General features: G+C 65.7%; 22 protein-coding genes. 16 read left to right on the top strand and 6 right to left on the bottom strand.

Annotated features, from left to right (window positions below; translation table 11 throughout):
• Positions 1-91 precede the first annotated feature (91 nt).
• From ACWIQA_RS06815 to ACWIQA_RS06850, 8 genes are all read left to right on the top strand, one after another.
• Positions 92-2215: an LPS-assembly protein LptD gene (locus tag ACWIQA_RS06815; RefSeq protein WP_448582317.1), complete on the top strand. Its 2124-nt coding sequence runs from the start codon at positions 92-94 to the stop codon at positions 2213-2215.
• A gap of 131 nt (positions 2216-2346) precedes the next feature.
• Positions 2347-3690, top strand: a complete 1344-nt coding sequence (locus tag ACWIQA_RS06820) for a peptidylprolyl isomerase (protein ID WP_448582318.1) — start codon at positions 2347-2349, stop codon at positions 3688-3690.
• 83 nt (positions 3691-3773) lie between these two features.
• A complete protein-coding gene (pdxA, locus tag ACWIQA_RS06825; protein WP_448582342.1) occupies positions 3774-4763 on the top strand; it encodes a 4-hydroxythreonine-4-phosphate dehydrogenase PdxA in 990 nt (329 codons plus the stop codon).
• Entirely contained in the window at positions 4760-5653 is an 894-nt protein-coding gene (gene rsmA / locus ACWIQA_RS06830; protein ID WP_448582319.1) for a 16S rRNA (adenine(1518)-N(6)/adenine(1519)-N(6))-dimethyltransferase RsmA, read from the top strand. Before pdxA ends, rsmA begins: the two co-directional genes overlap by 4 nt.
• A 10-nt stretch (positions 5654-5663) precedes the next feature.
• Positions 5664-6887 carry an LptF/LptG family permease gene (locus ACWIQA_RS06835; RefSeq protein ID WP_448582320.1) on the top strand — a complete coding sequence of 408 codons (1224 nt, stop codon included), beginning with the start codon at positions 5664-5666 and terminating at the stop codon, positions 6885-6887.
• Positions 6887-8008: an LPS export ABC transporter permease LptG gene (gene lptG, locus ACWIQA_RS06840; RefSeq protein WP_448582321.1), complete on the top strand. Its 1122-nt coding sequence runs from the start codon at positions 6887-6889 to the stop codon at positions 8006-8008. The genes ACWIQA_RS06835 and lptG overlap by 1 nt, the downstream gene beginning before the upstream one ends.
• Before the next feature lie 115 nt (positions 8009-8123).
• Positions 8124-8873 carry a sterol desaturase family protein gene (locus ACWIQA_RS06845; RefSeq protein WP_448582343.1) on the top strand — a complete coding sequence of 250 codons (750 nt, stop codon included), beginning with the start codon at positions 8124-8126 and terminating at the stop codon, positions 8871-8873.
• Positions 8874-8878: 5 nt separating this feature from the next.
• Positions 8879-10018 (top strand): N-acetyltransferase, encoded by a 1140-nt coding sequence (locus ACWIQA_RS06850; RefSeq protein ID WP_448582322.1) that lies wholly within the window; start codon positions 8879-8881, stop codon positions 10016-10018.
• Here the strand turns inward: ACWIQA_RS06850 and ACWIQA_RS06855 are convergent.
• From ACWIQA_RS06855 to gltX, 4 genes are read right to left on the bottom strand one after another with little or no spacing between them, the layout of a single operon-like run.
• Positions 10013-10777: an exodeoxyribonuclease III gene (locus tag ACWIQA_RS06855; protein WP_448582344.1), complete on the bottom strand. Its 765-nt coding sequence runs from the start codon at positions 10775-10777 to the stop codon at positions 10013-10015. The two genes, ACWIQA_RS06850 and ACWIQA_RS06855, sit on opposite strands and share 6 nt — an antisense overlap.
• Positions 10774-11094: a HesB/IscA family protein gene (locus ACWIQA_RS06860; RefSeq protein ID WP_448582323.1), complete on the bottom strand. Its 321-nt coding sequence runs from the start codon at positions 11092-11094 to the stop codon at positions 10774-10776. Before ACWIQA_RS06860 ends, ACWIQA_RS06855 begins: the two co-directional genes overlap by 4 nt.
• Before the next feature lie 40 nt (positions 11095-11134).
• Positions 11135-12418 carry a citrate synthase gene (locus tag ACWIQA_RS06865; protein ID WP_448582345.1) on the bottom strand — a complete coding sequence of 428 codons (1284 nt, stop codon included), beginning with the start codon at positions 12416-12418 and terminating at the stop codon, positions 11135-11137.
• A gap of 28 nt (positions 12419-12446) precedes the next feature.
• Positions 12447-13892, bottom strand: a complete 1446-nt coding sequence (gene gltX, locus ACWIQA_RS06870; RefSeq protein WP_448582324.1) for a glutamate--tRNA ligase — start codon at positions 13890-13892, stop codon at positions 12447-12449.
• Positions 13893-13945: 53 nt separating this feature from the next.
• On the opposite strand from gltX, the gene ACWIQA_RS06875 reads away from it, so the two are divergent.
• Together ACWIQA_RS06875 and ligA are read left to right on the top strand one after the other, a co-directional pair.
• On the top strand, positions 13946-16093 hold the full coding sequence (locus ACWIQA_RS06875) for a ComEC/Rec2 family competence protein (protein ID WP_448582325.1): 2148 nt from the start codon (positions 13946-13948) through the stop codon (positions 16091-16093).
• Positions 16069-18210 (top strand): NAD-dependent DNA ligase LigA, encoded by a 2142-nt coding sequence (ligA, locus tag ACWIQA_RS06880; protein ID WP_448582326.1) that lies wholly within the window; start codon positions 16069-16071, stop codon positions 18208-18210. Before ACWIQA_RS06875 ends, ligA begins: the two co-directional genes overlap by 25 nt.
• Before the next feature lie 183 nt (positions 18211-18393).
• On the opposite strand, the gene ACWIQA_RS06885 is transcribed toward ligA, so the two are convergent.
• Positions 18394-19326, bottom strand: a complete 933-nt coding sequence (locus tag ACWIQA_RS06885; protein WP_448582327.1) for a 50S ribosomal protein L11 methyltransferase — start codon at positions 19324-19326, stop codon at positions 18394-18396.
• Positions 19326-19835 carry an AAA family ATPase gene (locus tag ACWIQA_RS06890; protein WP_448582328.1) on the bottom strand — a complete coding sequence of 170 codons (510 nt, stop codon included), beginning with the start codon at positions 19833-19835 and terminating at the stop codon, positions 19326-19328. The genes ACWIQA_RS06885 and ACWIQA_RS06890 overlap by 1 nt, the downstream gene beginning before the upstream one ends.
• A gap of 55 nt (positions 19836-19890) precedes the next feature.
• Between ACWIQA_RS06890 and ACWIQA_RS06895 the strand changes: the two genes are divergently transcribed.
• From ACWIQA_RS06895 to sdhA, 6 genes are read left to right on the top strand one after another with little or no spacing between them, the layout of a single operon-like run.
• Positions 19891-20931: a phosphotransferase family protein gene (locus tag ACWIQA_RS06895; RefSeq protein ID WP_448582329.1), complete on the top strand. Its 1041-nt coding sequence runs from the start codon at positions 19891-19893 to the stop codon at positions 20929-20931.
• Entirely contained in the window at positions 20928-21275 is a 348-nt protein-coding gene (locus tag ACWIQA_RS06900) for a DUF6285 domain-containing protein (RefSeq protein ID WP_448582330.1), read from the top strand. Before ACWIQA_RS06895 ends, ACWIQA_RS06900 begins: the two co-directional genes overlap by 4 nt.
• Positions 21272-21742: a DUF1330 domain-containing protein gene (locus tag ACWIQA_RS06905; protein WP_448582331.1), complete on the top strand. Its 471-nt coding sequence runs from the start codon at positions 21272-21274 to the stop codon at positions 21740-21742. The genes ACWIQA_RS06900 and ACWIQA_RS06905 overlap by 4 nt, the downstream gene beginning before the upstream one ends.
• A gap of 47 nt (positions 21743-21789) precedes the next feature.
• Positions 21790-22179 carry a succinate dehydrogenase, cytochrome b556 subunit gene (gene sdhC / locus ACWIQA_RS06910; RefSeq protein ID WP_448582332.1) on the top strand — a complete coding sequence of 130 codons (390 nt, stop codon included), beginning with the start codon at positions 21790-21792 and terminating at the stop codon, positions 22177-22179.
• Positions 22179-22595 (top strand): succinate dehydrogenase, hydrophobic membrane anchor protein, encoded by a 417-nt coding sequence (gene sdhD, locus ACWIQA_RS06915; RefSeq protein ID WP_448582333.1) that lies wholly within the window; start codon positions 22179-22181, stop codon positions 22593-22595. The genes sdhC and sdhD overlap by 1 nt, the downstream gene beginning before the upstream one ends.
• Positions 22588-24375 (top strand): succinate dehydrogenase flavoprotein subunit, encoded by a 1788-nt coding sequence (gene sdhA / locus ACWIQA_RS06920; protein ID WP_448582334.1) that lies wholly within the window; start codon positions 22588-22590, stop codon positions 24373-24375. The genes sdhD and sdhA overlap by 8 nt, the downstream gene beginning before the upstream one ends.
• Position 24376 lies beyond the last annotated feature (1 nt).

Below are 24376 nucleotides of genomic sequence, written 5' to 3' on the forward strand. Positions count from 1 at the left end.
GCTCATGACAGCTGCGCCCGCCTCGGCGGCAACAGCCGAAGCAAGTGAGACCAGACGCCCGCTAGTCCCGGCGGATGCAGGAGCGCCGGACATGCCCGCCGCCGAGGACGACGAGCTGGTCAGCTTCGCAGCCGACGAGCTGGTCTATCTGGAGCGCGAGGACCGCGTCATTGCCTCGGGCAATGTCATCCTGCGCCGCGCCGACCAGGTGCTGACTGCCGACCAAATCCTCTGGGACCGGCGTGCGCGCACGGTCGAAGCCATCGGCCAAGTGCGGATCGGCGATTCCCGCGGCAATGTTGCTGTCGCTGATCGATTGACGCTTGGCGATGACTTGCGTGATGGGGCCATCGCAAACCTCCTTGTCGTACTTGCCGATGGCGGCCGCCTTGCCGCGCGGAATGCCAGCCGGATGGGCACGGAGTCCCGGCTCGAGCGGGCCATCTACTCGCCATGCCAAGTGCTCGATGATGCCGGCTGCCCGCAGCAGCCGCTGTGGGCGGTGCGCGCGGTCCGGGTCCGCCATGATTCGGCCGAAGGCCGCGTCCACTACCGCCAGGCGCGGTTCTTGGTCCTTGGCGTGCCCATGATCGGCTTGCCGACCTTCTCCCACCCCGACAGTGCGCTGCGGAACCAGTCCGGCCTCCTGTCACCTGATCTGCGAATCTCGAACGAACTTGGCTTCGAAGTTGCAGTCCCCTACTATTGGGCGATCAGCCCCAATCGTGACCTTACCACCACGGCCCGAATCTATTCGCGCGAAAACCCACTTCTTGATCTCGAGTATCGCCACTTGCTGACAGCTGGTCCGGTCCGTGCCAGGCTTGCTGCCACCTGGTCGGAAGGCCGGGTCTTCAACGAGAATTTCCAAATCATCTCATCCGGACGGGAAGCCTTGCGCGGCTTGGTCGAAGCCAATGGCCGCGTGCAGCATCAGGATGGCTGGGGCTCGACCTTCTCCGCCCGGCTCACCAATGATCGCACCTTTCCTGGCCGCTATGAGCTCACCTACGATACCACCCTCAGGACCACGTTTGCCCTCGAGCGGCAGACAAACACCCTCTACATTGGCGCCCGCGGCTGGTATTTCCAGGATCTCGCGCCTGCAGCGGTTGCAGCCGAGGTCCCGACCGTCCTGCCGCTGCTCGATCTTTCCTGGCGGGCACCTGGTCGCCCGCTTGGCGGGCGGGTGCGAGTGGATGCCAATGCACTGAGCCTGTTCCGCGAAGACGGCCAGGACATGAACCGTGTCCTCGCCCAGGCCCAGTGGGAGCGGCTGTTCACAACAGCGATGGGGCACCGCGTGACTGTCTCTGGCCTCGTTCGCGCTGATGGCTACCATGTGGAGGACAGCGCATTTGCCGACAATCCCGCCTATGCCGGCGCCGATGGTCTCGAGGGCCGGATTGTCCCGCTCATTGCCATCGACTGGCAATGGCCGCTCGTTGGCCCGCTAGGCGCTGGCACCCAGAATCTGACGCCAAGAATCCAGTTCGTTGCTTCCACGTTCAGCGGCAATGACAAGATTCCAAATGAGGACAGCCGCGCAATCGAGCTTGAGGATACCAACCTCTTTGCCTTCAACCGCTTTCCGGGCTTTGACCGGTGGGAAGGGGGAGCGAGGCTCGCCTATGGCCTGTCCTGGGACTGGGCCCGCCCCGGCATCGCGCTCGCCGCCGACATCGGCCAGAGCTTCCGTTTCGCCCCGCAGGCGAGCCCATTCCCGGTTGGAACTGGCCTTGAGGATCGCATGTCTGATATCGTCGGCCGGTTCACGCTCCGGGCTGGGCGGTTTGGGGCGCTCACCCAGCGCATCCGGCTCGACAAGGATGACCTGACCGTCCGGCGCAGCGAACTCGACCTTTCCTTCGGCACCGACCGGACATTTGCGACCATCGGCTATCTTCGCTTCAACCGCGACAGCGCGCTTGAGGACCTGGCTGACCAGGAAGAGCTCAGGTTCGGGACCCAGGTTGCCTTGTTCCGTTACTGGTCGGCCTTTGCCTCCATGATCCTTGACCTGACGTCGAGAGCAGAAGAACCCACCACCGTCAACGATGGCTTCCAGCCTATCCGCCATCGGGTCGGCTTCATCTACACGGATGAATGCTTCGATTTCCGCTTCACTTGGCGCCGCAACTATGTGGACAATTTGAATGCGCCCAGGGGCAACAGCTTTTCCTTCTCCTTCCGGCTGACCAATCTCGGCCGGTAAGGGCCTTGGGCCATGCAGCCGCCGTTCAGTCGCGTGCCGCTATGGAATCTCGGTATCGAGGCCGCTAAGGCCTTGGCATCCTGCGACCCGGCAGCAGGCCGGCCGCGCAGGTTGAACATGAGTCCCAGTCCATGCCCGAGCGCACGCTTGCCCCTTTCCTCTTGCTCCTTGTCATCCTTGCCCTCCCTCTTGGACAAGCCCGTGGTCAGCAGGTGGCAGGCCTGCGCGGCTCCGGCGCCTTTGCGGACCTGCCGGAACTCGTCGTGCTCGGCACGCTCGAGCCCAATGTCCGCAAGGCGACGGCGATCGTGAACGGTGACATCATCACCGACACCGATGTTGACCAGCGCCTCAACCTCGTCCTCGCCGCCAACCAGGGCCGGGTTTCCGCCCAGGAGCGCGATATTCTGAAGGTCCAGGTGCTGCGCAACCTGATCGATGAGAAGCTGCAGATCCAGGCGGCAAGCGAGAATGAAGTCACCGTCTCGGAGGCCGAGGTCGAGCAGGCCTACCAGCGGGTTGCCGCCAATTTCCGCCAGACACCTGAGCAGTTTGCAGCCTTCCTGCGGCAGTCGGGCTCGTCGCCGGCCTCGATCAAGCAGCAAATCCGCGCCGAGCTCGCCTGGTCACGGCTGCTTCGCAAGCGCATCGAGCCCTTCATCAATGTCGGAGAAGAGGAAGTCGCTGCCATCATCCGGAAGCTTGAGGAGTCCAAGGGGAAAGACGAGTATCGGGTGGGCGAAATCTTCCTCTCCGCCAGCCCGGACGAGATGCCGCGCGCCCTCGCGGATGCGAGCCGCATGGTCCAGGCAATCCGCGCGGGTGCAAGCTTCGTTGCCTATGCCCGCCAGTTCTCGGAAGCCTCGACAGCAGCCGTCGGCGGCGACCTCGGCTGGGTCCGTGCTGAGCAGCTCTCTCCAGAGCTTGCCGAAGTCATCCAGCGCATGCCGCGCGGCACCATTTCCGATCCCATTGCCGTCCCGGGCGGTGTTGCTGTCCTCGCCCTTATCGACAAGCGCCAGATTCTTGCTGCCAATCCGGCGGATGCGATCCTTTCCATGAAGCAGATCACCGTCGCCCTTCCCGAAGGCACGACCGAAGCCCGGGCGCGCCAGCTCGCCGACCAGATCCAGTCGCGCACGCGGTCCATGGGCGGCTGTGGCCGGGTGGAAGCAGTTGCAGCGGAAATCGGCGGCTCGGTTGTCGCCAACGACAGCATCCGCCTCGGGGATCTGCCCGGGCCGCTCCAGGATATCGTTGGCAAGCTGCCGGTCGGCGGGGCGACGCCCGTGTTCGGCTCGCAGCGCGACGGGCTTCGCGTCCTCGTCCTGTGCGGCCGGGACGACCCGAGCGCGAATTCGGGAACGCCCTCGTTCGACGCCATCTACGCCCAGATGAACGACGAGCGGGTCAACAGCGCGGCCCGGCGCTATCTCCGGGACCTGCGGCGCGACGCCGTCGTGGACTACCGTTGATAAACGCTGCCCCGGGAGCGCTTGCAGTGCCGGCAGTGCCGCCGGGCGGCTTGGTGCCCGAAGAGGCCGACGCGCGGACTAAGCTGCCGCCACTTGCCGTTGCCCTGGGCGATCCGGCCGGGATCGGGCCCGAAGTCATCGCCAAGGCTTGGGCCATGCGCGAGGCGCTCGGGCTCGACCCCTTCTTCGCCATTGGGGACCGGCGCTCGCTCGAGGCCGTCTCATCGGTTCCGGTTGCAACCCTTACGCGTCCGCAGGATGCGCTTGGCCTGTTCGATGCGGCACTGCCGCTGCTCCAGGTCGATGACCCGGGCGAAATCGAGCCGGGGCGACCCAACCTCGCCGGTGCCCGCTGTGCGCTTGATTCGCTCGAACTCGCCGTCGGCCTTGCCCGCGCCGGGATCGCCTCGGGCCTGGTCACTGCCCCTGTCGCCAAAAGCCAGCTCTATGCCATCGGCTTCCAGCATCCCGGCCAGACCGAGTTCATCGCCGAGCGCTGCGGAGTTGCTGCCAGCAATGTTGCCATGATGATGGTCGGGCCGGATCTGCGCACAGTGCCGGTGACGATCCACATCCCGCTCGCCGAGGTCCCGCAAGCGCTCACCACCGATCTCATCCTCGCTCGCGCTCGCACCACGGCACGGGGCCTTGTGCGCGATTTTGGCATTGCAACGCCCCGCCTCGCCATTGCCGGGCTCAACCCCCACGCAAGCGAGGGTGGCGCCATGGGCAGCGAGGAAGCCCGGATTATCGGCCCCGCAATTGTCCAGCTGCAGAGCGAAGGCCTTGATGTGACCGGCCCCCACGCACCGGACTCGCTGTTCCACGCCGCTGCCCGGCCGCGCTACGATGCCGTCATCTGCATGTACCATGACCAGGCGCTCATCCCGCTCAAGACCCTCTATTTCGACGAGGGCGTGAACATGACGCTTGGGCTTCCGATCCTGCGCACGGCGCCCGACCATGGCACGGCCTTTGCGATTGCAGGCAAGGATCTTGCCTCGCCGCGGGCGATGATCGCTGCCATTCGCCTAGCCGGGCAATGCGCCCGGTTGCGTGCCTCGGCGGCGTGACGGTCGCTGCGCCGCCGGGCCTTGCTGCGCTCGCAGAGCGGATTGCCGCCCTGCCGCCCTTGCGCGAGGCGATTGCGGCTGCGGGTCTTCGCGCCGAGAAGGCGCTCGGGCAGAATTTCCTTCTCGATCGCAACCTTCTCGACCGCATTGCGGCCCTCGTGCCGCTGTTGCCCGGTGAGACCGTCTATGAAGTCGGCCCTGGGCCTGGCGGGCTCACGCGCGCCCTGCTTAAGGCGGGCGCTAGGGTGGTCGCTGTTGAGTGTGATCGCCGGGCAGTCGCTGCGCTCGCGCCGCTGCTCGCTGTCGCCGATGGCAGGCTTTCTCTGCTCGAAGCTGACGCCCTTGCCGTCGATGAGGCTGCAATTGCTGGCACTGGCGCCCATATTGCTGCCAACCTCCCCTACAATATTGCAACGCCGCTCGTTGCGCGCTGGCTCGCTGCCGAGCCCTGGCCGCCCTGGTGGCGCTCGGCAACGCTCATGTTCCAGCGCGAAGTGGCCGAGCGGATTGTCGCCGCACCCGGGTCCAGGGCCTACGGCCGTCTGTCGGTGCTCGCTGGCTTCCGCGCGCGCGCGCGCATCCGGATGCAGCTTCCGCCCCGCGCCTTCACGCCTTCGCCCGCCGTTGACAGCGCCGTCGTCCAGCTTCTGCCCGCGCCGCCACCCCTTGCAGTGCCGCTTGCTCGGCTGGAGGCCGTCACCGCCCTTGCCTTCGGCCAGCGGCGCAAGATGTTGCGCCAGTCCTTGAAGGTCGTGCTCGACGCCGTTGAGCAGGCCGGGATTGATCCCACGCGTCGCGCTGAGACCCTGTCCCCATCCGAATTTGCAGCGATTGCCGCACGGGCAGACCCGGCCCGACTCGGCCTTTCGACCCTGACAGCCGGCTGCTAGGGGAGGCTCTGTGTCGCCGATCCTCGTCTTCGACCGCTACCTCCTGCGGCTTATCTTGGCACCGCTGTTTGGCACGCTCATCCTTGCTGCAATGCTTCTCCTCCTTGAGAAGATGCTCAATCTTTTCAACTTCGTCATCAACGAAGGCGGCCCAGTCTCGGTGGTCTGGCGCATGCTCGGCAATCTCGTTCCCGAATATCTTGGTCTTGGCATCCCGATCGGGGTCATGCTCGGGATCCTGCTTGCCTTCCGCCGGCTGGCGCTTTCCTCCGAACTCGATGCGATGCGCGCAGTCGGCCTCTCCTATGGCCGGATGCTCCGGGTTCCCTTCCTCATCGCCGGCGTCTTCGCTGTCATCAACTTCGGCATTGTCGGATTCCTCCAGCCGCTCGCCCGCTATAATTACGAGGAGCTCCGCTATGAGCTCCGCAGTGGTGCGCTCGGCGCCAGCATCCGCGTTGGCGAGTTCGCGACCTTTGGCAAGTCGGTCACTCTTCGCGTTGAAGAAAGCCAGGACGGCGGGCGCAACTTGAAGGGCATTTTCTTGCGCACAACCAACGCGCAGGGCCAGTCGCTGGCCGCGACGGCTGCGACGGGTCAGTTCCTCCGCTCAGACGATCCTGACATCATCCTGCTGCGCCTGCGAAATGGCACCCTCGTCCACGAGCCAGGCGGCGACCAGCCGCCGCGGCTCCTCGCCTTTGCCCAGCATGACCTTCCCATCAACCTGCCGCCGATGACTCAGTTCCGCGCCCGCGGCGATGGCAGCCTGGAGCTCTCCATCCCCGAGCTCGTGCAAACCGCGAGCGATCCGGCTGCGCCAGCTGGGTCGCGCCAGCAGGCTGCCGCCACGCTCCACCGCCGCCTCATTCAGTGCGTGGTGCTCTTCGTCCTGCCGTTCCTTGCCGTTGCGCTTGCCGTGCCGCCCAAGCGCAGCACGTCGGCGCTCGGAGTCTTCCTCTCCGTCGTCATCCTGGTCAGCTACCACAAGTTCACGGAATATGGCGAACGGATGGCGGGAATCGGCCGGGTTGATCCCCTGCTTGCCCAGTGGGTCCCCTTCGCTTTGTTCACGGGCCTTTGTCTTTGGGTCTATCATGTGCTCGCCCACCGGCCCGGCGGCCAGCCGATCGGCGCGCTCGACCGCTGGTTTGCTAACTTTGCCAAATGGCTGGGAGGCCTTATGGGCAAGCGCCGCCGCCTCCTTGATGATGTCCCGGTTCCGGCTGGCTGATGGCATCGCTCACGGCCAGCCAGCTCCCGCCATCGCGGCTTTTCCCGTCGCCGACGCTTGCCCGCTACACGGCGCGCATGTTCCTCATCCGCACGCTCGCCTTCCTCGCCGGCCTCGTCGTCATCCTCCAGACACTCGATCTCCTGGGGGAGTCGAGCCGGATCCTCGCAGTCGAAGGCAATGGCGAGGCTGAGCTCTGGCGCTATGTCCGCCTGCGCGTGCCCCAGCTCATCGCCCTGTTCCTGCCCTTTTCAGTGCTGCTCGCCACTCTCCTTACCTTCATCACCTTGAACCAGAACAGCGAGGTGGTCATTCTGAAGGCATCGGGTCTGTCGGCACACCAGATCCTCGCGCCACTGGTGCTTGCCGGTCTCCTCGTCACGGGCTTGAGCTTCGCCTTCAACGAATTGGTGCTAACCCACGCCCAGGCCCGTTTCGATCCCTGGAAGGCCGCTGAATATCGTCCAGTTGCACACAATGGCCGAGCAGCAGGCGACATCTGGGTGCGCAGCGGCTCTGATCTCCTGCGCGCCGGCCGGGTTGAGGGAAGTGGCGCGTCCATCCGGATCCGGGATGTGACTGTCTTCGACCGAGAGGTCGACCGGCTTGTCGCCCGGATCGAGGCTGAGGCTGCCGATCCTGTCCCTGGCGGCTGGCGTCTCCGCGATGGCAGGAGATTCGATGTTGCAACAGCAACCGAAACCCCGTTCGCAACCCTTGACCTGCCACTTGCCGCCACGCCTGACCAGTTCACCACCGTCAACATCAACCCCAAGCACACCCCCTTCTGGCACTTGCTTCCCGCCATCCGGGCGCTTGATGCTGCTGGCAAGCCAACGGATCGCCTGCGCGCCGAACTCCATCACAAGGTCTCCGGCCCCCTGTCGGCAGCGCTCATGCCGCTGCTGGGTGCTGTTGCCGCCTTCGGGCTGGCGCGCTCCGGCAAGCTCTTCTTGCGCGCCGTCATCGGGCTTGCGCTCGGCTTCCTCTATTTCGTCGCGGACAATTTCGCCATGGCCATGGCCGATTTCGGCAATCTCCCGCCTGTCGCTGCCGCCTGGGCGCCTTTTCTCCTCTTCCTGCTCATCGGCGAGAGTGTGCTATTCCGGACCGAGGAATAACCCGATTTCTGCCGCATTGCAGCGATAGCGTGGGGGCAAAATGAGGAGCAGTGTCGTGACCAAGCCCGTCCTGCGGCGCCCGGGGATCTGGAGCCGCGCCCACTATCTAGACCGCATGAGCTTCCGCGAGCTGGTTGTCGCCTATTTCCAATATTATGCAATCCAGGCCTATCTGCTTCTCGCCGCTGCGGCGCTTGGAGCGGCAACCCTGGTGCCGCCGACGCTTGGCGAAGCGGTGGCAGCAGCGCTGGCGGCCGTCCTCATCTACCCGCTCGCCTGGTATCTCATCCACCGGTTCATCCTGCATGGAAGCTGGATGCTCCGCATCCCCCAGCTGGCGAAGACCTGGAAGCGGATCCACTATGATCACCACCAGGATCCCAATCATCTCGAAGTGCTGTTCGGCGCTCTCCACACCACGCTGCCGACGATCGCGCTCGCGACAGCACCGCTTGGCTATCTCATCGGCAGCGCCGGCGGCGCGCTGGTCGCCTTTGCTGCCGGTCTCTTCATCACCTGCTTCTACGAGTTCGCCCACTGCATCCAGCACCTCTCCTACAAGCCCCGCCACCCCTGGCTTGCCGAGATGAAGCGCCGGCACATGGCGCATCACTTCCATGATGAGACCGGCAATTTCGGAATCGTGAGCTTCTGGCCTGACCGGCTGTTTGGCACCCTCTATGAACGGCAGGATCGGCCCGCCAAGTCTCCAACTGTGTTCAACCTGGGCTATACCGAAGATGTCGCTGCGCGCTATCCGTGGGTCGCAGCGCTGTCCGGAGGTGTCGCGAAGGGCCATCCGCGCCGGCGCACGTCACCTGCAGCACCTGCGAATGATGACTCTCTGACCGCCGACGCCGCCTGACTGCAGTGGACGTGTTGATTGCGCCGGCGGCAGGCCGCGCCGACCTTGCCGCCTTCGTCGACCTTCTGTGGCGCGTCTACGCAAGAGATCCGCACTGGGTGCCACCGCTCCGGCGCGATGCGCTCGCCCTCATCTCGGGCGCTCGCACCAATCCCTATTTCGGCCATGCCGAAGTCCAGTGCTTCCTGGCCCGCCGGCAGGGACGGGTCGTCGGCCGCATTGCTGCCCACATCGATCAGCTCGTGCTCGCGCGCCGGCCCGGGCTCGGGCTCTGGGGCCTGTTCGAAGTCGCCGATGACGACCAAGAGGTCGGCCTCGCGCTCATCAAGGCTGCAGAAGACTGGCTCCGGACCCGCGGCATGGTGCGCGCCCAGGGGCCAATGAGCCTTTCCATCTGGGACGAACCCGGTCTCCTCGTTGCCGGCTTTGACCGCCCGCCGGCCGTCATGATGGGCCATCATCGCCCCTCCTACGAGAATATGCTCACGTCTGCTGGCTATGCCAAAGTGAAGGACCTCCACGCTTGGGAGCTTGATATTGCAAAACCCTTCCCCGAGCTCATCCAGCGTATCATCGCTGCCGGCGAGCGCAATCCGAAGATCCGGGTGCGCGAGGCGGATGCCCGCCGCTTCGACTCCGAAGCGAGGCTCGTGCTCGGGATCTTGAACGAGGCCTGGTCCGACAATTGGGGCTTCGTGCCGCTGACCGATGCCGAGATCGCCCATGCCGCGAAGAAGCTCCGGCCGGTCATGTTCCCTGATCTCATCCGTATCGCCGAAGTGGAGGGCGAACCCGTTGCCTTCATGCTTACTCTGCCCGATGTGAATGAGCTCACGCGTGACCTTGATGGCCGGCTCTTTCCCTTCGGCTGGGCAAAGCTTCTCTGGCGGCTGCGCAGACCGAAGGTCAGGCGCATGCGGGTGCCGCTCATGGGGGTCCGGAAGCATCTCCAGGGCACCCGCATGGCGTCGCTGCTTGCCTTCATGATGATCGAATACACGCGCCGCGCGTCCGTTGCGCGCTATGGCGCCCACCGCGGTGAGATCGGCTGGATTCTCGAGGACAATGAGCCCATGCGCTCGATCGCCAAAGCCATCGATGCCGAGATCACCCGCACCTACAGGATTTACGAGCGCAACCTATAGCTCCACCCACACCGGGACATGGTCGGACGCCTTCTCGAGGGCGCGGACCTCGCGGTCGATGCCAGCCTCCACCATCCGGTCGGCCGCCGCGGGCGAGAGCAGCAGGTGATCGATGCGCAAGCCCCAGTTCTTCGCCCAGGCACCGCCCTGATAGTCCCAGAAGGTGTAAAGCGTCGCGTCGGGGAAGCGGGTGCGGATTGCCTCCGTCCAGCCCTGGGCCAAAATCCGCCGGAAGGCCGCGCGCGACTCGGGCTGGCACAGGGCATCGTCGGCCATCAGGTCGGGCCGGGCGACATCAGCGTCCGTTGGGCAGACATTCCAGTCCCCTGCCAGCACCACTGGCGCTTCGGTTGCAAGCAACGCGCGCGCCCGCGCCTCCAGTCGCTCCATCCACGAAAGCTTGTAGGTGAACTTGGGGCCGGGCAGGGGATTGCCATTGGGAAGATAGAGGCAGGCGAGCCGGATGCCGCCAACGGTCGCCTCGATGCAACGCGCCTCCGCATCCGTCGGGTCGCCCGGAAGCCCGCGGACCACGTCGAAAAGCGGCAACCGCGACAGGAGCGCGACGCCATTGAACCCCTTCTGGCCATGGGTTTCGACTTGCCAGCCGCGGTCCTCGAAGACGGCCCGCGGAAAGCGCGCATCCTCGCACTTGATCTCCTGTAAGCCCACGACATCGGGCTTCGCTTCCTCCAGCCATTCGAGGAGGCGGGGCAGGCGCGCGGCAATCCCGTTGATATTGAAGCTTGCAAGCCTCACACGGAGAAGCTGGTGCCACAACCGCAGGAGGAAGCGGCGTTCGGGTTCTTGACCTGGAAGGCAGCCCCTCCCAGTGACTCGACATAATCGATGAGACTCCCCTCGATAAAGGGGAGCGAGTCGGGGTCGATCACCAGGGCCACACCATCGGTCTCGGCCACGAAATCGTCCGCAGCCCGGTCCTCGGCCAGGCCGAAGCGATACTGGAAGCCAGCGCAACCTCCGCCTTCGACCGAAAGCCGCAGGAGAGGTCTCTTGCCCTGCTTCTCGGCAATCTGCCGCACGCGAAGGGCAGCACGGGGAGAAAGTGCGATCATGCCACCAACCTAGGATGTCGGCACGCGTCCGGGAAGCCCCTCAGCGTGCCTCGATCGGCACATAGTCCCGGCGCGGCGAGCCAATGTAGAGCTGGCGCGGCCGGCCGATCTTCTGCTCGGGATCGCCGATCATCTCGTTCCACTGCGCCACCCAGCCAACGGTGCGGGCCAGCGCGAACAGGGCCGTGAACATCGAGGTCGGAAAACCGATCGCAGAGAGGATAATGCCAGAGTAGAAGTCTACATTCGGGTAAAGCTTCTTTTCGATGAAATATTCATCTGAAAGGGCGATGCGCTCAAGCTCACGCGCCACGTCAAAAATAGGGTCCTGCACGTTCAGCTTGTCAAGCACTTCCTTGGCAGTCTCCATCATCACCTTCGCCCGGGGATCATAGTTCTTATACACCCGATGACCGAAGCCCATCAGCCGGAACGGATCGTCCTTGTCCTTCGCGCGGGCGATGAACTGCGGGATTCGCTCTGGCCGGCCGATTGCGCGCAACATGTTGAGCGCAGCCTCGTTCGCGCCCCCATGGGCCGGGCCCCACAGGCAGGCGATTCCGGCGGCAACGCAGGCGAAGGGATTGGCACCCGAAGAGGAGGCAAGCCTGACAGTCGAAGTCGAGGCATTCTGCTCATGGTCGGCATGGAGCGTAAAGATCCGGTCGAGCGCACGTTCGATAACCGGATCGACAACATAGGGCTCGGCCGGAACCGCGAATGTCATCCGCAAGAAATTGCCGGTATAGGAGAGAGAATTGTCCGGATAGATGAAGGGCTGACCAACCGAGTATTTGTAGGCCATAGCGGCAATCGTTGGCATTTTGGCGATCAGCCGATGGCTCGCGATCATCCGCTGCTTGGGATCCTCAATGTCGGTGGAATCATGATAGAAGGCGGAAAGTGCACCGACCACGCCACACATAATGGCCATCGGGTGGGCGTCGCGCCGGAACCCGCGGTAGAAGTTCATCAGCTGCTCATGCACCATCGTGTGGCGGGTGATGGTATAGACGAAGCGGTCGAGCTCGTCCTTTGTTGGCAGCTCGCCTTCGGTCAGGAGATAGGCGACTTCCATGAAGCTTGAATGCTCGGCGAGCTGCTCGATCGGATAGCCTCGGTAAAGGAGCGTTCCGGCATCGCCATCGATGTAGGTGATGCCGCTGGCGCAAGCCGCAGTCGAAGTGAAACCGGGATCATAGGTGAAGACATCAGCCTGGCCATAGAGCTTGCGGATATCAACCACATCGGGGCCGATCGAGCCGGAGAGGACCGGAAGCTCGTGGGTCCCGTGCGGCAGTTCCAGCCGTGCCATGCGTGTCATGCCGCCCTCCGCCACCTTGTGCATCACTTCATCCTTCCTCCCGATCGCACGCCTCGGCAAGGCGCGCGAGGCTTTCATCGCGCCCGAGGAGCTCGAGGATCCCGAACACCGACGGCGAGACCGTGGTTCCAGTCAAGGCCGCGCGAATGGGCGCAGCGACCTTCCCAAGCCCCACTCCGGACGCCTCGGCCACGGCTCTTGCCGCCGCCTCAAGCCCGGAGCGCTCCCACTCGACAAGGCTGGCAAAGGAGTCCACCACCCGTCGCAGGAGCTCACGCGCCGGCAAGTCTAGCAACGTTGCTGCGGCTGCGTCCATGGAAATGGGCCGCGTTTGAAAAAGATAGGCAGTCGAGGCCGCCAACCCATTGAGATCCTTCGCCCGGAGTTTGAGCTCGGGCATGCTGCGAAGCAGCAGATCCTGCTCATGTGCGGTCAGCGCGCGGCCGAGCTCCAACGCAATCCTGGGGGTGACCAGAGTCGCCAGCCGGCTGTCGTCCGCTTGCCGAAGATAATGGGCGTTGACGCTTTCGAGCTTTGCCATGTCGAACCGGGCTGGCGAGCGGCCGATGCCGTCAAGGTCAAAGAGCGCAATTGCCTCGGCGCGCGAGAGGAGCTCGGCATCGCCATGCGCCCAGCCCAGCCGCAGCAGATAATTCTCGAGCGCTTCCGGGAGAATGCCTTTTGCGTCGCGCCATGTTTCTACCCCCACGGCGCCGTGGCGCTTCGAGAGCTTGGCGCCGTCTGGCCCGTGGATCATCGGCACATGGGCATAGACGGGCTCTGGCCAGCCAAGCGCCCGGATGAGTGCGAGCTGGCGATGGGTATTGGAGAGATGATCATCCCCGCGGATGACATGGGTCACTCCCATGTCATGGTCATCGACCACAACCGAGAGCATGTAGGTTGGCGTTCCGTCCGAGCGCAGCAGGATGAAGTCGTCGAGCTCCTCGGCCCTGACCGTCACTGGGCCCTGCACCCGGTCATGGACCGTGATCTCGCCTTCCAACGGTGCCTTCAGCCGCACGGCGTAGGGCTGGTCGGCTGGCCAGTCGGTCCGGTCGCGCCAGCGCCGGTCATAATGGGGCGGCCGGCCCTCGGCGCGAGCGGCCGCGCGCATCGCCTCCAGTTCTTCCGGCGTTGCATAGCAGCGGTAGGCCCGTCCGGCCGCCAGGAGCGCCTTTGCCACTTCGACATGGCGCCCAGCCCGTTCCGACTGGAAGACCACCGGCCGGTCTGGCGCCAGGTCAAGCCAGGCGAGGGAGTCGAGAATGGCGTCGATTGCGGCCTTGGTCGAGCGCGCCCGGTCTGTATCCTCGATCCGGAGCAGGAAGGTGCCGCCATGGTGACGTGCGAAGAGATAGTTGAATAGGGCTGTCCGCGCCCCGCCGATGTGGAGATAGCCAGTGGGGGAGGGCGCAAAGCGGACAACCGGTGGGCGTAGGTCCGAATAGAGCGGCGCCTCGCTTGCAACCATGGGAAATCCGTCCGATGAAGCCTCGTGGGTCGGCCAACCGCGAGGGAGTGCGCGTGGCAACCCTTGTCGAGCGCCTGTCGCAGAAATCTTGGGGTGCGCCAAGCGCCATCGCCACCCGACCATGGTCGGTCTTGCCCTTCATCGAGGCCGAGCGGGCGCAATGGCCGCTCTTCATTCCTGTTGCGCTTGGGGCCGGGGTTGCCGCCTGGTTCCTCCTGCCGCTTGTTGGGCAGCGGCAGGCGGCGCTTCTCTTCGGCCTCGCCCTTGCGCTTGCCGGTCTTGTGGCAAGCGGTCTAATCCGCAGGCTTCTGGTCGGTGCGGGCCTCTTGTTTGCAACTGGCCTCGTGGTTGCCGAGCTTCGCAGCCTCTCGGTCGCAGCGCCCGTCCTCCACCATCGCCTCGCAGCCGGGGAAGTTGCCGGCGTGATCGAGGAGATGACGCCTCGTCGCGGCGGGGCAGCTGTCGAGCTTCGCCTGCGCCGCGCCGACGGGATCCGCCTCGCAGTCACCCTGCCGATCCCGGTGCCGCCGTTCCTCGCGCCTGGCGCCGAAATCGCAGTCGAGGCCGCGTTCGAGCCCCGGCGCGGGCCGACGCTCCCGGGCGGCTTTGACCCAGCGCGCCGGGCCTGGTTTGAAGGCGTCAGTGCGAGCGGCCGCGCCACCGGCCCGCCACGCCTCATCGCACCGGCGCCCCTGGGCACGGGGCATCTGCTCACCAAAACGCGCACCCGGATCGACCGCTTCCTTGCCGAAAGCCTCGGCAAGGAGCAGGGCGCCATCGCTGCAGCGCTGGTCACCGGCCGCCAGGGCGCAATCCCGGAAGAGCTGAGACGCGCAATGCAAATTGCTGGCCTTGCCCATCTGCTGACAGTCTCTGGGTTCCACATCGGCGTCGTTGCCGGCGCTGCCTTCCTCTTTGCGCGCCGGCTCCTTGCCTTGACGCCTGCGGCCCGCAGCCGCTCGCTGCGGCTGCCTACTGCCGCCTTTGCCATCACGGCAGCCTGGGTCTATGTTGCCATCTCCGGCGCCGAGGTTCCGGCCATCCGCGCTGGCGTGACTGTCAGCCTCGTTCTCTTCGCGCTCAGCCTCGGTCGTGATCCCTTCTCGCTTCGGCTGATTGCCTTTGCTGCCACCGTCATCCTGCTCCTTCGGCCCGAGTCGCTGGTCTCAGCGAGCTTCCAGCTCAGTTTCGCTGCCGTCACCGCCTTGGTCCTTTTCACGAACTCCGCCTTCTTTCGACGCTGGCTTGCTCCTGCCGCAGATGCTGGACTTCTGCGGGCGGCGAAGTGGGTCGGGGCCATGCTCTTGTCCTCCCTCGTTGCCGAACTGGTGCTCACCCCCATTGCTGCTGCCCATTTCGGCCGTGCCGGGGTCTATGGCGTTGCTGCCAACATGCTAGCCATTCCACTTACGAGCCTCCTCGTCATGCCGCTCCTTGCCCTCCACCTGCTGCTCGGCACCTTGGGGCTCGCTGCCCTCTCAGCGCCGCTGGTGGGTGGGAGCATCGGCATCCTCGCGCAGATCGCAACCGAAGTTGCCGCACTTCCCGGAAGCAGTGTCGAAGTCGCCCGCATCGGGTCTCTCCCCTTCGGCCTCGCCGTCGCCGGTGCACTGCTTGCCTTCCTGCTTGCAGGGCCATTGCGCTGGCTCGGGGTTCCGCTCCTCGTTGCGGCACCGCTCATCCATTTCGCCCAGCCAAAGCCCAACCTCTTCGTCAGTCACGACGCCCGCCAGATCGGCCTTCTCGCATCAGACCAGACCCTCCATCTCGGCCGGGGCACGGGCAAGAGCTTTACGGCCCGCACCTGGGCGGAGGCGGCCGCAGCTCCCGCCGTCCGTCCGCTCAGTGCCTGGCCAGGTGCCCGCTGCGGCGACTTTGGCTGCCTCGTCGAAGCGCGGCCTGGCGTCATGCTCCTCTTCGTTGTCACTGACGAGGCGGCCGATCCTGCCCTCTTTTCCTGGTGCAGCCGTGCCGATCTCGTCATCGGCCACAGGCTGCCCCCCGGCTGCCAGCCACGCTGGCGCGCAATCGACCGGGACTCCCTCGTCCGCTCCGGCGCGCTTGCCATCCACCTTGAAGGCCGCCGAATCCACGCCCAGGCCGATGTCGCAGGCGATCATCCCTGGAGCCCGGCGGCCCTTCCGGGAGTGCAGAAAACCCTGCTAGGGACGGTGAGATGGACCGAGCCGCTGGCCGAATAGACAGGCCCGTCGAATCGCTGGACAGAGCTTCTGCAGCCGCCGAGGCAGCTCGGCTCTCCGCTGCCATCCGGCGTGCAAACCAAGCCTATTATCAAGAGGATGCGCCGGAAGTCTCGGACGCTTGCTATGATGCGATGCTCGCCCGTCTGCAAGCGATCGAAGCCCGCTTCCCGGAGCTTGCCGCAGCCGACAGCCCAACCCGCCAGGTCGGGGCCGCGCCTTCGGAAGGGTTTGCGAGGCTCGTCCACGCGCGGCCGATGCTGAGCCTTGATAACGCCATGTCGGAAGGCGAAGTCCGGGACTTTGCCGCGCGCGTCCGGCGCTTCCTGTCGCTTGCCCCAGATTGCCCCCTGCCGCTCACCGCCGAAGCCAAGATCGACGGCCTCTCCTTGTCCCTTCGCTACGAAGGGGGCGCTCTCGTCTCCGCAGCAACCCGCGGCGATGGCGCAACCGGCGAGGATGTCACGGAGAATGCGAAGACCATTGCCGACATCCCTCAGAGGCTCCCCGCAGGCGCGCCAGCCATCCTCGAGGTGCGCGGCGAAATCTATTCAACCTGGGCCGATTTTGCCGCCCTCAATGCCGCCCAGGAGGCCGCCGGTGAGAGGGTTTTCGCCAACCCCCGCAATGCCGCGGCAGGCTCGCTCCGCCAGCTTGACCCGCGCGTGACGGCAAGCCGCCCGCTGCGCTTCCTCGCCCATGGCTGGGGCGAGCTTTCGCAGCCGCTCGCCGAAACCCAGTATGAGAGCATGATGGCACTCTGTGCCCTCGGCTTTCCGGTCTCCGATACGCTTGTGCGGGTCGAAGGCGAGGAGGAGGCCCTCAAGCACTGGGCGCATCTTCTTGCCTTGCGGCCGAGCCTCGGCTTCGACATCGACGGTGTTGTCTACAAGGTCGACCAGCTTGACTGGCAGGAGCGGCTCGGATTTGTCGCCCGCAGTCCGCGCTGGGCGATCGCCCACAAGTTTCCCCCTGAACAGGCGCTCACCCGCCTGCTTGCCATCGACATCCAAGTCGGCCGCACGGGCGCCCTCACGCCCGTCGCCCGGCTTGCTCCCGTCTCGGTCGGCGGCGTGGTCGTCACCAACGCAACGCTCCACAACGAAGACGAAATCTCCCGCAAGGATATCCGGGTCGGCGATTTGGTGCTGGTCCAGCGTGCTGGCGACGTCATTCCTCAGCTGCTCGGCCACCGCACGCCCGCAGCCGAGCATGCGGCCCTCCCGCCATTCACCTTCCCAGACCATTGCCCCGAATGCGGCAGCCTGGCAGCGCGGGAGGCGGGAGAGGTCGTCCGGCGCTGCACTGGCGGCCTGACTTGCCCCGCTCAGCGGATCGAGCGCCTCAAGCATTTCGTCTCCCGTCGTGCAATGGACATCGAGGGATTGGGTGGTGAGCGCCTTGTCCAGTTCGCCGAGCAAGGCTTGGTCGCAGGCCCTGCTGACCTCTACGGCCTTCGCGAGCGCGAAGGGGAGCTTGCCGCGCTCCCTGGCTGGGGCGCGCAATCCACGGCGCGGCTGCTTGCGGCAATCGACAAGCGCCGGCGAGTCGGCCTCGACCGCTTCCTCTTTTCGCTCGGCATCCGCCATGTCGGCGAAGTGACCGCCCGCGATCTCGCCCGCGCCTGCGGGGACTGGCCCTCGCTTGCCCGGCTTCTCGACAGCCTGGTCGCCCATGCGCCGCCGCCGCTTGCAGGCGAGACTCCAGAGCGTCATGAGAGGCGCCTTGGCGCTGAACGCGCTGCGCTCGTCGGCGTCGCCGGAGTGGGGCCGGAAGTCGCCAATGCGCTCCGGGAGTTCTGGGCCGAACCGCACAACCGGGAGACAGTTGCGTCGCTCCTGTCCCATATCAGCGTTGAGCCGGTCCGGCTGGAGGCGCGAGCATCCCCCGTCGCTGGCAAGACCCTCGTCTTCACGGGCACGCTTGCGACCATGAGCCGTGATGAGGCTCGCGCTGCCGCCGAGCGGCTGGGTGCCCGCGTTGCTGCCAGTGTGTCCGCAAAGACCGACCTCGTCGTCGCCGGGCGCGATGCCGGCACGAAGCTCCGCAAGGCAGAAGAGCTAGGCGTGGCCGTCATCGACGAGACGGCATGGCGGGACTTGCTCGCTGCGAGCTAGGCATGCATCTCCTGCATGGAAAACATGAAAATGAATGAGATGAAACATGATGGATTCACTCCCATATCGCGCGCCGAGAAAGGAGTGAGTCCATGTCGCAACAGACTCGTATTCCTGACCAGCCGGACCTGCGGGTGTGGGATCCGACCGGTCTCGAGCGGCGTCTGCGTCGCCAGCGTCGAGTCAGATTGACTCTGCCGAGCGCAGGCCTGCCTGATTTCCACGCCTGGCGGCCCTGACAGCTGCAGCCGGTCCCCTCGCTCGCCCGCCACGGCGAGCGAGGAGGAGGACCGGCCACTCGCCGGCAGTTCGTGCCACCAGCCGGAAGCCTTGGCCGCAATAGGCGGCTTCGATGGCCCTGCGCTGCGATTGCAGCAGCCCGGCAAGCACCAGTTGTCCGCCCGGCCGAATCGCCTGCGCCAGCGCGCCAGCAAGCGCCAGCAGGGGCGGGGCGAGAATATTCGCCAGCACGAGATCGAAGGGGGCGGCCGCCCGCAGCTGGGCGATATCAAGGCCAGAGGCGACTGCAAAGCGCACGCCAGCCGCTCGGTTAGAGCGGGCGTTGGCGCGCGCTACCCGGATGGCCCTTGGGTCGATGTCGCTTGCCCACACGCGCGCCCGCCGGTCTCCTCGGGCGGCAGCGATGGCAAGGATTGCAGTCCCCGTGCCGAGGTCGAGCACGCGGCCCAGCCGCCCGTGGCGACAGAGCCGGTCGAGCATGAGGAGGCACCCTCTGGTCGTTGCGTGCTGGCCGGTCCCAAAGGCCAGGCCAGGGCCGATTTCGAGCCCGATCCGGCCTGGCTTGCTTGCCCTCGCATCCGCTGCCACACGAAACCGGCCGGCCTCGACCGGGGCGAGCCCGTCCTGCGACAGCGTCACCCAGTCGCAGTCAGGCAACGCCTCGGTCTGCGCCGGGCCAGCCGCAAGCGCGCCTAGCAGGGCGCGCATATCCGCGGACGGCGCACCTTCAGTGTAGAGCCGAAGCTCCCAACCCTCTTCTGTTTCGCTTGCCACCAGCACTGGCGGCGGATCGGCGCCCGCAAACGGATCTTCAAGTGCAAGAGCTGCTTCGGCCTGAGCGCGCGAGCAGCTGATGCGGGTCAGGAAGCTCGTCATCAAAGCCGTGCCGCAATTGCGGCAATGGCGGCAGCCTCGCGTGCTGCAAAACCGCCACCGATCCGCATTGGCCCGATACCCCTGGCATCGAATTCGGCTTCGATGAGGGCATGAAATCGCGCACGTGTATCTGGGTCTGCGAACATCCGCACCGGGTCGGGCACGAAGGGCACATCCGGGAGCAGGAGCAAGTGCAGGTCTGCCGCTGAGGGTATCGCGGCAAGGGTGGGGTCCCGGTGACCGAAAAGCATCGTCGCCCAAGCGGTCGTCATGACGATGTCGGTATCCTCAACCAGGATCGGTGGGTTCGCGGCTTTCGCGTCTTCCGCCCGCTGGCGATGCCCAGCTGCAATCGCGTAATGGTCGCAAAGGGTCAGCGGCCGATCGAGCGCCTCGGTATAGGCGCGGCCAAACTCCGGCACCCACACGCCCCCGAAACGCTCGGCAAGCCGTGCTGCAAGCCGTGTCTTGCCAACGGACTCAACTCCAGAGAGCACCACGCTCAGCACGGCCTTGCCCCCGGGCGGGGCTTGCAGGAGCAAACGGCAGGGCTAGGAAAGCGGTATGGCGACACGGTCCGCCCCTGGGGAGGGAAGGGAACTCCTGTCAACGCACGACCCGGCAGGCGAGGCCGGCCGCGCTGCACTCGAGGCCCTGCTCGCAGATGCGCTCGAGAGGCCGGTTGCAATCGCAGCCGTCGTCCCCCTCTCCGGCGGGGCCAATAGCATGACCTGGCGCCTTGACCTCGCACCGACTGTGCCCAGGGGCCCGGAGCGCGTGATCTTCCAGCGCTCTGCCAATGGGCTTGGGCTCACTCGCCGAGTCCAGGCCGAGGTGATGCGCCGCGCTGCGGCACTCGGTGTTCCCGTCCCGCCCGTCATCGCCGTGCCAGCACCCGAGACCGGCCTTGGCGACTGTGTGATCACGGGCTTTGTTGAAGGCGAGGCACTGGCACCGCGCTGGCTGCGCGACGATCGCTTTTTGAGCGCACGCGCTGCACTCCCCGGCCAGATCGGGGCAGCACTCGCCCGTCTGCATGCGCCACCGCCATCCCACTGGGACGACCTTCCGCTCGGCGGCGGCAGCGGCGCTGCCCTTCTTGAGACGATGTTCGAGACCTACCGGCGAATCGGAGTCGATGTGCCGGCCTTCGATCTCGCCTTCGCCTGGCTACGGCCCCGCATGCCCGAGACGCCGCCGACCGCCCTTGTCCACGGTGATTTCCGCGCCGGCAACTTCCTCGTTGACACACGAGGGCTTGCTGCCGTCCTCGACTGGGAGCTCCCCCATTTCTCAGTGCCAGAGGAGGATCTCGGTTGGCTCTGCGTCCAGGCCTGGCGTTTCGGAGCCAGGCTTCCCGTCGGTGGCTTTGCCACCCGGGAGGCGCTGGTTGCGGCCTATTGTGCTGCCGGCGGCACGGTCGAGGCCCAATCACTCTGGACCTGGGAGGTGTTCGGCAATCTCAAATGGGGCATGAGCTGCCTCCAGCTCGCCGATGACCATGTGTCGGGGCGCGTGCCGAGCATCGAGCGCGCAGCGATCGGCCGGCGCGTCTCCGAAGTCGCTGCCGATCTCGTGCATGCCATTGCCCGGGGCGACTTGTGAGCCATCCGAGCGTCCCCCAGCTGCTCGAGGCGGTCCGGCTGTTCCTGAAGGAGGCCGAAGCCGCGCTTCCGGCCCGGCTCGGCTTTCACGCGCGGGTCGCCGGCAATGTGCTCGGCATCGTCGGGCGCGAGCTCGCCGCAGACCCAGATGCGGCGGAAGCCGCAGCACTTGCCAGCCATGGCGGCGTGACTGCAGTCTGCACGGGTCTTCGCAGCGGCTCCCTCTCGCCCGAGGATCCCGCGCTTCTCGCCGCGATCACGGAAGGCGCCATCGCCCGGCTGGAGGTCGACAATCCGCGCTACCCGACGCTTGCCCGCCTCAAGGAGTTCAGGGAGACGAAATGAGCTTTCCGCCCGCCAACCACGATCCCGCGATCGACCCGACCGCGGACCAGGTCCGGGATCTCCGCGACCATGGCCCCGACGGTCCCGTCGTGATGCTGAACCTGCTCAAGTTCCACGACCGCGCCCGCTACCCGGAAGGTCATCCGGACTCCGGCCTCTCTGGCGCCGAGGCCTATGCCCGCTACCAGCACGCCTTCACCGTGACCGTGGGTGCGACTAGCCAGGCCGAACTGCTGTTCGAGGGGCCGGTCGACCAGGTCTTCATCGGCGACCCGGCCGCGAACCCGTGGGACAAGTGCCTGATCGTGCGCTATCCTTCGCGCCGTCATTTCCTCGCGATGATGGCCGACCCGCCCTACCGCGACGCCCTCGTCCACCGCTATGCCGGCCTCGCCCGCACGCTCCTCTTTCAGATGCATGGGAGCTGCGACGAACGGGCCGCTTTCGCCGCCACTTTCTTGCGCTAGGGCATGGGCCGGGGCATAGCCGCGCTTCCCCCGACAAGGACATGGGCATGACAAGACCACTTTCGCCGCATCTGTCGATCTGGAAATGGCGCCCCACCATGGCCGTTTCGATCTTGCACCGGGTGTCGGGCCATGCGCTTGCCTTGCTCGGCCTGCTGTCGCTTGCATGGTGGCTGATTGCTGCCGCCACGTCTGACGCAGCCTATGCGACCTTCACCGATGTCGCGACTTCGCCATTTGGCTGGCTGGTCTGGATTGGCCTCTCTTGGATGGCAGCCCAGCATCTCCTCTCCGGCCTCCGCCATCTCCTCATGGACTCCGGCTGGGGCTATGATCTCGGCACGGCCCGTGCCTCGGCCATTCTGGTCTTCGTCGGCGCGCTGCTGCTCGCTGGCGGCTTCTGGGCCCTGTTCTTCTTCGGTCCGAGCTTCCGCTGATGGCAACGGCGTTCCGTTCCGCGTCCGGCCTCAAGCGAGTGCGCGGCCTGGGTGCCGCCCACTCGGGCACGCATCACTGGTGGCTCCAGCGCTTGACTGCGGCTGGCAACCTTCTTCTCGGCATCTGGTTCGTCGTAAGCCTCGTCTTCCTGCCCGATCTCTCGCGGGCCACGGTCACTGCCTGGCTCACATCGCCCCTCAACGCCATCCCCATGCTCCTCCTGGTCCTCTCGACAGCCTGGCACATGCGCCTCGGCGTCCAGGTGATGTTGGAAGATTATGTCGCTGCCCCTGGCAGCCGGCGTCTTCTCCTCCTTCTGCTCGACCTCTATGCGGTGGCAGTCGCAGCAACCTCGCTATTTGCAATCCTGAAGATTGCCTTCACCAGCATTGCCGCTGGAGCCTCAAATGGCTGACGCCTACACCATCATCGATCACGCCTATGATGCCGTTGTCGTCGGCGCTGGCGGCTCGGGGCTTCGCGCCACCATGGGCATCGCCGAGGCGGGTCTCAAGACCGCCTGCATCACCAAGGTCTTCCCCACCCGCTCGCACACCGTGGCAGCCCAGGGGGGCATTGCCGCGGCGCTCGGCAACATGGGGCCAGATCACTGGACCTGGCACATGTATGATACTGTCAAGGGCAGCGACTGGCTCGGGGACCAGGACGCGATCGAATATCTCTGCCGGGAAGCGCCAGCTGCCGTCTATGAGCTTGAACATTATGGGGTGCCCTTCAGCCGCACGGTAGACGGGCGCATCTACCAGCGCGCCTTCGGCGGCATGACGCAGAACATGGGCGAGGGGCCGCCTGCCCAGCGCACGTGCGCAGCGGCCGACCGCACGGGCCATGCCATGCTGCACGCGCTCTACCAGCAGAGCCTCAAGCATGATGCCGACTTCTTCATCGAATATTTCGCCATCGACCTCATCATGGTGAACGGCGAGTGCCGCGGTGTCGTTGCCATGTGCATGGAAGATGGCAGCATCCACCGCTTCCGGGCGCATGCGGTCGTGCTGGCAACGGGCGGCTATGGCCGAGCCTATTTCTCTGCCACCTCTGCCCACACCTCGACAGGAGATGGTGGCGGCATGGTGCTCCGCGCTGGGCTCCCCTTGCAGGACATGGAGTTCGTCCAGTTCCATCCAACGGGCATCTACGGCGCTGGAGTCCTCATCACTGAGGGCGCGCGCGGGGAGGGTGGCTATCTCACCAATTCTGCCGGCGAGCGCTTCATGGAGCGCTACGCACCTTCCGCCAAGGATCTCGCCAGCCGCGATGTCGTCTCCCGCTCCATGGCCCAGGAAATCCGCGAGGGCCGTGGCGTCGGCAAGGAAGGGGACCATATCTTCCTCCATCTCGACCACATCGACCCAAAGATCCTCGCTGAGCGGCTGCCTGGCATCTCGGAGACCGCGAAAATTTTCGCCGGAGTCGACGTGACCCGCCAGCCCATCCCGGTGGTGCCCACGGTCCATTACAACATGGGCGGCATTCCGACCAACTATTGGGGCGAGGTGGTGACCGTGAAGGACGGCGATCCGGACTCCGTCGTCCCCGGCCTCTATGCAGTCGGCGAGGCGGCCTGTGTCTCGGTCCACGGTGCCAACCGGCTCGGCTCCAACTCGCTTATCGATCTTGTCGTCTTCGGCCGCGCTGCCAGCAAGCGGATTGGAGCGACAGTCAAGCCGATGACCACCTTGCCGCCCTTGCCGAAGGATGCAGCAGACCTTGCGCTGCAGCGGCTCGACTCGCTCCGCCATGCGAAGGGCGAGGCGCCGACCGCCCAGCTGCGCCTTGCCATGCAGAAGACGATGCAGGCCAATTGCGGCGTCTTCCGCGACGCCGAAATCCTCGACGAGGGCGTGCGCCGAATCGATGCAGTCTACCAGCAGATGGCCGACATCGGCATCTCGGACAGGAGCCTCGTCTTCAACACCGACCTGATCGAGGCGCTCGAGCTCGACAACATGATCGGCCAGGCAGTTGTCACCATGCACGCCGCGCGCAACCGTACCGAAAGCCGCGGCGCCCACATGCGCGAGGATTTCCCAGCGCGCGATGACGAAAAATGGATGGTGCATTCGATCGGGTGGTTCCGCGACGGCGCCGTCACGCTTGCCACCCGCCCCGTCCACACCCGGACGCTCACCGACGAGATCGACTACATCAAGCCCAAGGCGAGGGTGTACTGAC

The organism is Thermaurantiacus sp., assembly GCF_053487655.1.

Excerpts from the sequence above, each read along its gene's own strand:
- ACWIQA_RS06860 (WP_448582323.1), bottom strand. The coding sequence starts at position 11,094 with ATGATCGCACTTTCTCCCCGTGCTGCCCTTCGCGTGCGGCAGATTGCC.
- ACWIQA_RS06845 (WP_448582343.1), top strand. The coding sequence starts at position 8,124 with ATGAGCTTCCGCGAGCTGGTTGTCGCCTATTTCCAATATTATGCAATC.
- sdhD (WP_448582333.1), top strand. The coding sequence starts at position 22,179 with ATGGCAACGGCGTTCCGTTCCGCGTCCGGCCTCAAGCGAGTGCGCGGC.
- sdhA (WP_448582334.1), top strand. The coding sequence starts at position 22,588 with ATGGCTGACGCCTACACCATCATCGATCACGCCTATGATGCCGTTGTC.
- ACWIQA_RS06865 (WP_448582345.1), bottom strand. The coding sequence starts at position 12,418 with ATGACACGCATGGCACGGCTGGAACTGCCGCACGGGACCCACGAGCTT.
- sdhC (WP_448582332.1), top strand. The coding sequence starts at position 21,790 with ATGACAAGACCACTTTCGCCGCATCTGTCGATCTGGAAATGGCGCCCC.
- ACWIQA_RS06815 (WP_448582317.1), top strand. The coding sequence starts at position 92 with ATGCCCGCCGCCGAGGACGACGAGCTGGTCAGCTTCGCAGCCGACGAG.
- lptG (WP_448582321.1), top strand. The coding sequence starts at position 6,887 with ATGGCATCGCTCACGGCCAGCCAGCTCCCGCCATCGCGGCTTTTCCCG.
- ACWIQA_RS06905 (WP_448582331.1), top strand. The coding sequence starts at position 21,272 with ATGAGCTTTCCGCCCGCCAACCACGATCCCGCGATCGACCCGACCGCG.
- ACWIQA_RS06895 (WP_448582329.1), top strand. The coding sequence starts at position 19,891 with ATGGCGACACGGTCCGCCCCTGGGGAGGGAAGGGAACTCCTGTCAACG.
- gltX (WP_448582324.1), bottom strand. The coding sequence starts at position 13,892 with ATGGTTGCAAGCGAGGCGCCGCTCTATTCGGACCTACGCCCACCGGTT.
- ACWIQA_RS06820 (WP_448582318.1), top strand. The coding sequence starts at position 2,347 with ATGCCCGAGCGCACGCTTGCCCCTTTCCTCTTGCTCCTTGTCATCCTT.
- ligA (WP_448582326.1), top strand. The coding sequence starts at position 16,069 with ATGGACCGAGCCGCTGGCCGAATAGACAGGCCCGTCGAATCGCTGGAC.
- ACWIQA_RS06885 (WP_448582327.1), bottom strand. The coding sequence starts at position 19,326 with ATGACGAGCTTCCTGACCCGCATCAGCTGCTCGCGCGCTCAGGCCGAA.